Origin of the sequence: Parvibaculum sp., from assembly GCF_049672805.1 — a bacterium.
Taxonomy (GTDB): domain Bacteria; phylum Pseudomonadota; class Alphaproteobacteria; order Parvibaculales; family Parvibaculaceae; genus Parvibaculum.
On record NZ_JBATWS010000221.1, the window covers coordinates 1 to 8015 of the forward strand.

The following is an 8015-nucleotide window of genomic DNA, read 5'->3' on the forward strand; positions in this document are numbered from 1 at the left end:
CAGGGCAAGCGCATCAGCCGCACCCGCCGCCCGCGCTGCCGAGGCGCTGCTCAATTCGCGGTTGAATTCATAAACAACGAAGACACCGCACAGCATGATCAGCACGGCGCCCACAAGCGTCATCAGCAGGACGATCTTGGCACGAATGGAAATGAAGCGCAGGGATGGTGCCGAAAGCAGTGCTTTCAGCCGGGCACACAGGCGCGAACGCTGCCGCACATCTGCGGCAGCGGCACCGTCGGGGGGACCGGCCACTCCGCCCGCCCCGCTGCCCTCTTGCTGTTCCGACACGACAGCCCTTCCATCCTGCTGAAGCCAGCGTCCCGGCCTCACCACATCGAAGGACAGATTTAGAGAAAGATATCTAAAATTGAGTTACGGAGCCGGAACGGTGTCCGCGCAGATGTGCCATTGTGGCACGGATCAGAAGCGCGCCGTGACGACGAGCCGGATGTTGCGCCCGGCCTGAAGCACATCCCTCTTCTTGAAGGATGAATGGATGCGAATGTCGTCATCAAGCAGGTTCTCGCCGACAATCGCCAGGTCCACAGCCTCTGCCCCCGTGAAGGGCGCCAGGAAGCGATAGCGAAGCTCGGCGCGCAGATCGGTATGGCTGCCCGTCTCCGTCTCATTCGTAGAGAGCCTGTCCTGCGCAAAGGCGTGCAGAAAACCGAGACGGCCGGAAAGCCTCGTGTCCTCGTAAAACAGGCCTGCGCCTGCCCGCATCGGCGGAATGCGCGGTACATTGCCGCCCGCCTCAAGCTCGGCCCGCACCATATCGAACTGGCCGGTCACGCCCGCCCGTGCCGCGTCCCAACGCGCCAGCGTGATACTCCCCTTCGCTTCCAGCCCGCGAAAACGGGCTTTCTCCTGCGTGAAGAAAAGCTGATCGAGTTCCGTGCCCGCGCCATGGGGTGTGCAACTCGGAAAATCATCATCGCAGACCTCGCCCGTCATCCGCTTGTAGATGAAGTCGCGGAAGGAGGTGTGGAAGATCGCCGCTTCAATGGCGTAGTCATCTCCCTCGCGGCGCATATTGGCTTCGAAACTCAGCGCACGCTCCTTTCCGAGCGTCGGATCGCCGATCTCGAATGTCTCCGTCGCCTCATGCGGCCCCTTGGAGAAAAGCTCCAGTGCATCAGGCGCGCGCTCCACATGCTGCGCGCTCAACCCGAAAACCCATTTGCCTGCCGGTTTGAACACCAGCCCCGCCGACACGCTGCCCGGCGTGAAGCTGCGCGAAACGGCGTAGTCAAACGGCGCAAGCGGCGCGCTGTAATCCATCGCCTCCCCCGCGACATCCACATGCTCGATGCGGCCCGCAAGCTGCAGCTTCAGCACCTCGCCGATAAGCCGCATTTCCTCGAAGATGAAAGCGGCAACAGAGTCCGTTTTCGAAGGCGCGAGCAATTCGCCACCCTCCCCGCTCGCAACGATTGTGCGCCGCTGCGCCTGCACGCCAAACGCACCGGTGAACGGTCCGACAGTGCGATGCAGGAACTCGGCACGCCCCTCCCATGCTTCATTGTCGAAGCGCGACCCTGTCACGCCCGCCGCATCAATTTCACCATGGCTGTAATCGCTGTAACCGCCGCTCAGGCTGAGGCCTGAAATGAAGCCCTGCGCAAAGTCAAGCTCGCTGCCAAGCTGAACCTTTGTCTGGCGCATATCGATATGCACCGGGTTCATAGGGTTGCCCGGCGCGGGAATGCCATACTGGCTGTCGTAATAGGCGACGCTGCCGCCAACATGCCCGTCTACATCCCCATTGCCCACGAGAAGGGACGCACCGCCTGCAATGCCGGAGCGGTTGTTCCATGTCTCGACCTGCCGCGAAACCGTCCCCGGAATGCGGTAATTGCTCGCCTTTCCGAAAAATCCGTCCACATGCCAGACGAGATTACCAGCCGCTGCCTTGGCCTTTCCGCCGATCTGCCTGCCCGTGCTCACACTGTCATAGCTGGCGCTTGCCTCCGCCTCGAAGCCCCCCTTGGGAACCGAGCGCGGGATCCGCTCGTTGATGACGTTGACAACGCCACCAATCGCCTCGCTGCCATAGCGAAGCGTTGCTGGGCCACGAATGACCTCCACCCGGTCGGCGGCATAAGGCGCAATCGGCACACCATGATCCTCGCTCACCGCCGACACATCCCCCACACCGATACCATTCTCCTGAACGCGCACCCGATTATTGTCGAGACCGCGAATGATCGGGCGGCTCGCCCCCGCTGCAAAGGCGCTTTGCGATATACCCGGCTCATCCTTGAGCAGCGCGCCGAGCGATGTGGCAGAAGAGGTGAGAATGTCCTCGCGTATGAGCACCGTCACAGGGGCGGCAAGCTCATCAAGCGGCGAGGCAAATGGCGACGCGGTGACGACAAGCGGCGCGACCAGAAACTCCGTACCGGCCTCATCTTCCTCGGCGAAGGCCGGAGAGGCGACCAGCCCGATCAACGCGCCAACCGCGACCACGAGCTGACACCCGTTTCGTTCCACCTTGCCGTCGTGTCCATTGATCCCCTCTCTCATCGTCGCCCCCGATTGATATGTTATAATATAACATTACTAGATAAAGAGCTTTCGAAATGCAATCAAGCGTTTCTTCAATCTTTTTCAGCGGGTGGAGTGGGCGGTCATGGATGAAGATGGCAGCCTGACCGAGTTTCTATCCGCCGATCCCGGCAATCTTCTGGAGCCGGAAAGGCTGGTGACGCTGCTCGTCCTCGCCTTCTTTCTCGGCATGGCCTTTGAGGAATATTTCGGCAGCCGCGCGCTGAAGCCGCCGGGCGGCGTACGCACCTTTCCGCTGCTCGCCCTTGCAGGTGCGCTTCTCTATGCGCTCGCACCGGGAAACGGAAATCTCTTTCTGGGCGGCCTTGTCATTCTCGGCGCATGGCTCGCCATCTGGTACTGGCAAAGCCTGGCCCTTCGCCGCGAAGAACCAGAGGCTGAGGGCGAGACGGAACAGCGCCTCAGCGGCGGCATTGTCGCGCTGGTCGGCAATCTCCTTGTCTATCTTCTCGGCCCCGTCACGCTGACACAGCCGCTCTGGATACCGGTCGCCATCGCGGTTGCCGTCGTGCTGCTCACCGGCGCGCGCGACCGGCTTCATGAAATGGCAGAGAAGATCGGCGGAAAAGAACTCGCCACCGCCGCGAAGTTTCTCATCATCACCGGCGTGGTGCTGCCGCTCGTGCCGAATGAACCGGTAACGGATATCACCACCATCACACCCTTTCAGGTCTGGCTCGCCGTTGTGGTGGTGAGCGCGCTTTCCTATGCAAGCTATCTCGTGCAGCGCTATGCAGCGCCCCGTCACGGGCTTCTCTATTCTGCAGTGCTCGGCGGGCTTTATTCTTCGACCGCCACCACTGTCGTCCTGTCCCGCCGCGCGGGCACACTCGAAGGAAAGGGCGGCCAGCACATGCTGAATGCAGCCCTTGTGCTCTCAACGGCGGTGATGTTTCCCCGCCTTCTCATCATCGTGGCGATTTTCAATCCGAGCCTTGCGCTCTCGCTTGCGCCTGCGCTTCTCATCCTGTTCGGGCTTGGTCTTCTTCTCACCTTCTGGCTTCTGGCGCGGAGGGGAAAGAACGAAGCGGGCAATGAAAGCATCCCGCCCCCTTCAAACCCGCTTGAAATCCAGACGGCGCTTGTTTTCGCGCTTCTCTATATCGGCTTTTCGATAGCAGTCGGCTGGGCGCGGCCCGAATTTGGCGACCAGAGCCTTTTCGCGCTCGCCGCCCTTTCCGGCATCACCGACATCACGCCGCTTGTGCTCAACATTGCGCAAACATCGGGCGGCGGGGCACTAACCGTCGAGACCGCCGCAATCCTCATGGCTGCCACCTCGAACAATCTGCTGAAAGGCGGCTATATTCTTGCCTTCGCGGGCAGGAAGCGGGGCATCATCTCTGCAACTGCCCTGTTCGTCCTTTCTCTGGCTGGCATCGCTGCCATCCTTGTCACGCTTGGCCTTGCATGAACTACCGCCACGCCTACCATGCCGGCAATTTCGCCGATGTGATGAAACACGCGCTGCTCGCGCTTGCTGTCGAGCATATGAAGAAGAAGGATAAGCCCTTCTTCCTGCTCGACACCCATGCAGGCACAGGCATGACCGATCTGTCGGGCGTCGAAGCGCAAAAGACCGGCGAATATCTGCAAGGCATCGCGCGGCTCCTTGCAACGGACACTCCGCACCCCGCGCTTACGCCCTATCTCGATGCCATAGGCGCGCTGGGCGGCGATCCGCTCACGCAATATCCGGGCTCCCCCGCACTAATGGCCCATCTCGCGCGCCCGCAGGACCGCCTCGCCTTTTGCGAACTCCACCCGGAAGACACGCAGAGACTCCGCGCATATTTCCGCCGCGATGCGCGCGTGAAAACCTTCGAGATGGATGGCTATACGGCGCTCCGCGCCATGCTGCCGCCAAAGGAACGGCGCGGCCTTGTGCTCATCGACCCGCCTTTTGAAGACCGCTCAGAATTTGCCGCCCTGACCCGCGCACTCGATGACGCCCTGCGCCGCTTTGCAACGGGCACCTTCCTTCTCTGGTATCCGGTGAAAGACCCGTCCGTCTCCGGCGCCTTTCTCGAACATCTGGCCGAACACGGCCCCGCCCGCACGCTCACGCTCGAGCTGCATGTCATGGCAACCAACCCGACACGAATGACAGGGAGCGGCATGGTCGTGGTGAACCCGCCCTTCGCCCTCACGGAACAAGGGCCGGACGGAAAATCCGCCGCGCTCTCGCTGCTCGAATGGCTCGCGGCCCGGCTTGCCCAGGCGCCCGGCGCCCGTGCACGCGAGGAATGGCTGCGCGAATAGCCCACTTGTTCGCCCGCGAACAGCGACCCCTGAAACTTTTACCGCCAGACGGCTGACCTGCCTGCGCAAACGGGTCTATAAGAGAGAGGCCGCTGACAAAAAGTCAAAAACCGGAGCGGCACGGGCACCCCTGAGCCCCGGAAACGCCAGAAGAAACGAAGATGGACCAGTCGCTCACCGAGGAGGAACGGCAGCTCCGCCTCGCACAGGCCGAAATGGCCTATGAAGCCGAGATTGAGGCGAATCTGAAGCGGAACTACACCGCCAACCTCGTCCATGGCCTGCTCGGCCAGACGGGCTTCCGCCTCGTCAATGCGCCGACCTTCATCCCTGCCTATATCTATCTTCTCTCCGGCTCCGAATTTGCCGTGGGCCTCGCGCTCGCGGCGCAATGGTTTGGCGCCTCCGCCTCTTCCATTTTCGGGGCCACGCTGATCGAGCATCGAAAGCTCGTCTTGCCGATGGGGCTTCTCATCGGCTGGGGCATGCGGGCGGGCGTACTCGGCCTTGCGCTTGGCGGCTTCTTCCTGCCGGATAATCTCGCCCTCATCACCGCCATCGGCTTTCTCTGCCTTTTCGGCCTTTTCAACGGCATGCAGGCGGTGATCTTCAACACGCTGATGGCAAAGGTGATACCGCTGCGCCTGCGCGGACGCCTCACCGGCTTCCGCAATTTCGCGGCAGGTCTCACAGCGGCGGGCGTCTCATGGATGGGCGGGCATTATTTCGTCGGCGGCAATCTTTTCGGCAATGGCTATGCCTCGACCTTCCTGCTTGCCTTCATTCTCACATCCCTCGGCCTCTCGCTGCTGATGCTGGTGCGCGAGCCTGTGCCGCCCACCATCCGCGCCCGCGCAAAACTCGGCGGCCGCCTGCGCGAAATCCCGGGCATGTTGCGCGCCGACCCCGCCCTTGCGCGCTTCTATATAGCGGCCGCCCTTGCCGCGCTCGGCACGATGGCGGTGCCCTTCTACATTCTCTTTGCAGGTGAACGGATCGGCCTGTCGGGCACCACGCTCGGCATTCTCTCCACCGCCTTCCTGCTCTCACAGACAGGTGCAAACCTCGCCTGGGGCTCGCTTGCCGACCGCTATGGCAATCGCATCGTCTTCATCTCGTCGGTCGGCCTCTGGGCGATCTCGACGCTGGCATTGCTCTATACGGATAATCTGATCGGGCTGTCGCTCGTCTTTGCGGGGCTGGGTGCGGGACAGGGCGGCTTCCAGAACTCCAACCAGAACATCATCGTGGAGTTCGGCGCGCGCGACGACCTGCCCATGCGCATCGCCATGCTCAACACCGCCACCTCCCTGATGATGGCCATCGGCCCCCTCCTCGGCGGCCTCGTCGCCCGCGGCCTCTCCTTCACCGCACTGTTCAGCTTCTCGATTGCGGTGCTGGCGGGCGCAGTATTCACGATGATCTTCGTGGATGAACCGAGAAAACGGCGGATCAAGCTGTAACGCGTCCCTGCGGCCCCACCGCAGACACTCACTCCCGCAGAAGTCATCCCGGCACTTGTTGCCGGGACCCATTGGTCCCCTCAGCAACCGCTAGCCCCCCAACACCGTCAATGCCGGACTTGACGACAATGGCTGGTTTGCCAACGCTTCGCGCAACAAAAAAGCCGGTGCGATTTCTCGCACCGGCTTTTCCGTATCCGGATTAATCCGGAAACTTATTACGCGGCATTATGGCCCAGCACTGCCTTCACTTCGAGGAATTCTTCGAAGCCGAACTCGCCCCATTCGCGGCCATTGCCGGACTGCTTGTAGCCGCCGAACGGTGCGTTGAGGTCCGGGCCGGCGAGGTTGAGATGCACGTTGCCGGTGCGCAGGCGGGCTGCCACCTTCTTCGCGCGCTCCGGGCTGCCCTGCACATAGCCGGACAGGCCATAGACCGTGTCATTGGCGATGCTGATCGCGTCTTCCTCATCCTTGTAGGGAAGGATGGCAAGCACCGGGCCGAAGATTTCTTCCCGCGCGATGGTCATGTCGTTCGTCACATTGGCGAAAACGGTCGGGCGCACGTAATAGCCCTTGTTCATGCCTTCCGGACGGCCAAGACCACCGGTGACGAGCGTTGCGCCTTCCTCGATGCCCTTCTGGATCAGACCCTGGATCTTCTCGAACTGCACTTCGGAGACAACCGGGCCGATCGTCGTGCCTTCGGCATTCGGATCACCAACCTTGACCTGCTCGGCCGCAGCCTTGGCAATGGCAACCGCCTCGTCGTGGCGGGCAGCCGGCACCAGCATGCGCGACGGCGCGTTACAGGACTGGCCGGAGTTCGACATCATGGTGAAGACCGAACCCGTGATCGCCTTGCCGAAATCGGCATCGTCGAGAACGATATTGGCCGACTTGCCGCCAAGTTCGAGCGCGACGCGCTTCACCGTGTCGGCAGCCGCCTTGGAGACGAGAATGCCCGCGCGCGTAGAGCCGGTGAAGGACACCATGTCCACATCCGGGTGCGAGGAGAGCGGCGAACCGACATTCACGCCATCGCCATTCACGAGGTTGAACACGCCGGCCGGAACGCCTGCTTCATGCAGGATTTCAGCAAAGAGATAGGCATTGATCGGCGCCACTTCGGAGGGCTTCAGCACCATGGTGCAGCCCACGGCGAGCGCCGGGGCGACCTTGCAGGCGATCTGATTGATCGGCCAGTTCCACGGCGTGATGAAGCCGCAAACACCGATCGGCTCGCGCACGATGCGGGTCGTACCCTTGTCTTCCTCGAACTCGTACTTCTTCAGGATTTCGAGATTCGTGTTGAAATGCGCAATGCCCATGGCCGCCTGCGCCTTTTCGGAGAGGCCCTTTGGCGCGCCCATTTCAGCGGTGATTGCCGCGGCGATTTCCGGGTAGCGCTTCTGATAGACCGCCATGATCGACTGCAGAAGCTCGATGCGCTCCTGCTTCGAGGTCTGGGAGAACTTGGGGAAGGCAGCCTTCGCCGCCGCTACGGCCTTGTCCACATCCTTCGCCGAGCCCATGCTGATCCGCGCGAACGGCTCTTCCGTGGCCGGGTTGATGACATCGGCCGTCTTCGGCTCGACCGGATCGACCCACTGACCGTTGATATAGAATTTGAGATAGTCCTTCATGACCTGACCTCCTGTTTTGAAAGCTGTCCCCCCTCGGAATGCGCCATCTTTTCGGGAAAGGGCCTAAGGCCCG

The 8015-nt window shown here is 61.8% G+C and carries 6 protein-coding genes; 3 read left to right on the top strand and 3 right to left on the bottom strand.

Translation table 11 applies throughout. The features are described 5' to 3' along the window. Window positions 1-291, bottom strand: a 291-nt coding sequence (locus WBF74_RS07070) for a hypothetical protein (RefSeq protein WP_424437298.1), incomplete at its 3' end; no start/stop codon positions are given. A 132-nt stretch (window positions 292-423) separates the two neighbouring features. After that, window positions 424-2529, bottom strand: coding sequence for a TonB-dependent receptor (locus tag WBF74_RS07075; RefSeq protein WP_424437301.1), 2106 nt, complete (start codon window positions 2527-2529; stop codon window positions 424-426). 106 nt (window positions 2530-2635) lie between these two features. On the opposite strand from WBF74_RS07075, the gene WBF74_RS07080 reads away from it, so the two are divergent. The 3 genes from WBF74_RS07080 (at window position 2636) to WBF74_RS07090 (ending at window position 6296) form a co-directional block, all read left to right on the top strand. Then, a complete protein-coding gene (locus tag WBF74_RS07080) occupies window positions 2636-3985 on the top strand; it encodes an MgtC/SapB family protein (RefSeq protein ID WP_424437304.1) in 1350 nt (449 codons plus the stop codon). After that, on the top strand, window positions 3982-4833 hold the full coding sequence (locus WBF74_RS07085; protein ID WP_424437307.1) for a 23S rRNA (adenine(2030)-N(6))-methyltransferase RlmJ: 852 nt from the start codon (window positions 3982-3984) through the stop codon (window positions 4831-4833). Before WBF74_RS07080 ends, WBF74_RS07085 begins: the two co-directional genes overlap by 4 nt. A gap of 161 nt (window positions 4834-4994) precedes the next feature. Then, window positions 4995-6296, top strand: a complete 1302-nt coding sequence (locus WBF74_RS07090; protein ID WP_424437310.1) for an MFS transporter — start codon at window positions 4995-4997, stop codon at window positions 6294-6296. Between the two features lie 218 nt (window positions 6297-6514). On the opposite strand, the gene WBF74_RS07095 is transcribed toward WBF74_RS07090, so the two are convergent. Further along, window positions 6515-7942: an aldehyde dehydrogenase family protein gene (locus tag WBF74_RS07095; protein ID WP_424437313.1), complete on the bottom strand. Its 1428-nt coding sequence runs from the start codon at window positions 7940-7942 to the stop codon at window positions 6515-6517. Window positions 7943-8015 lie beyond the last annotated feature (73 nt).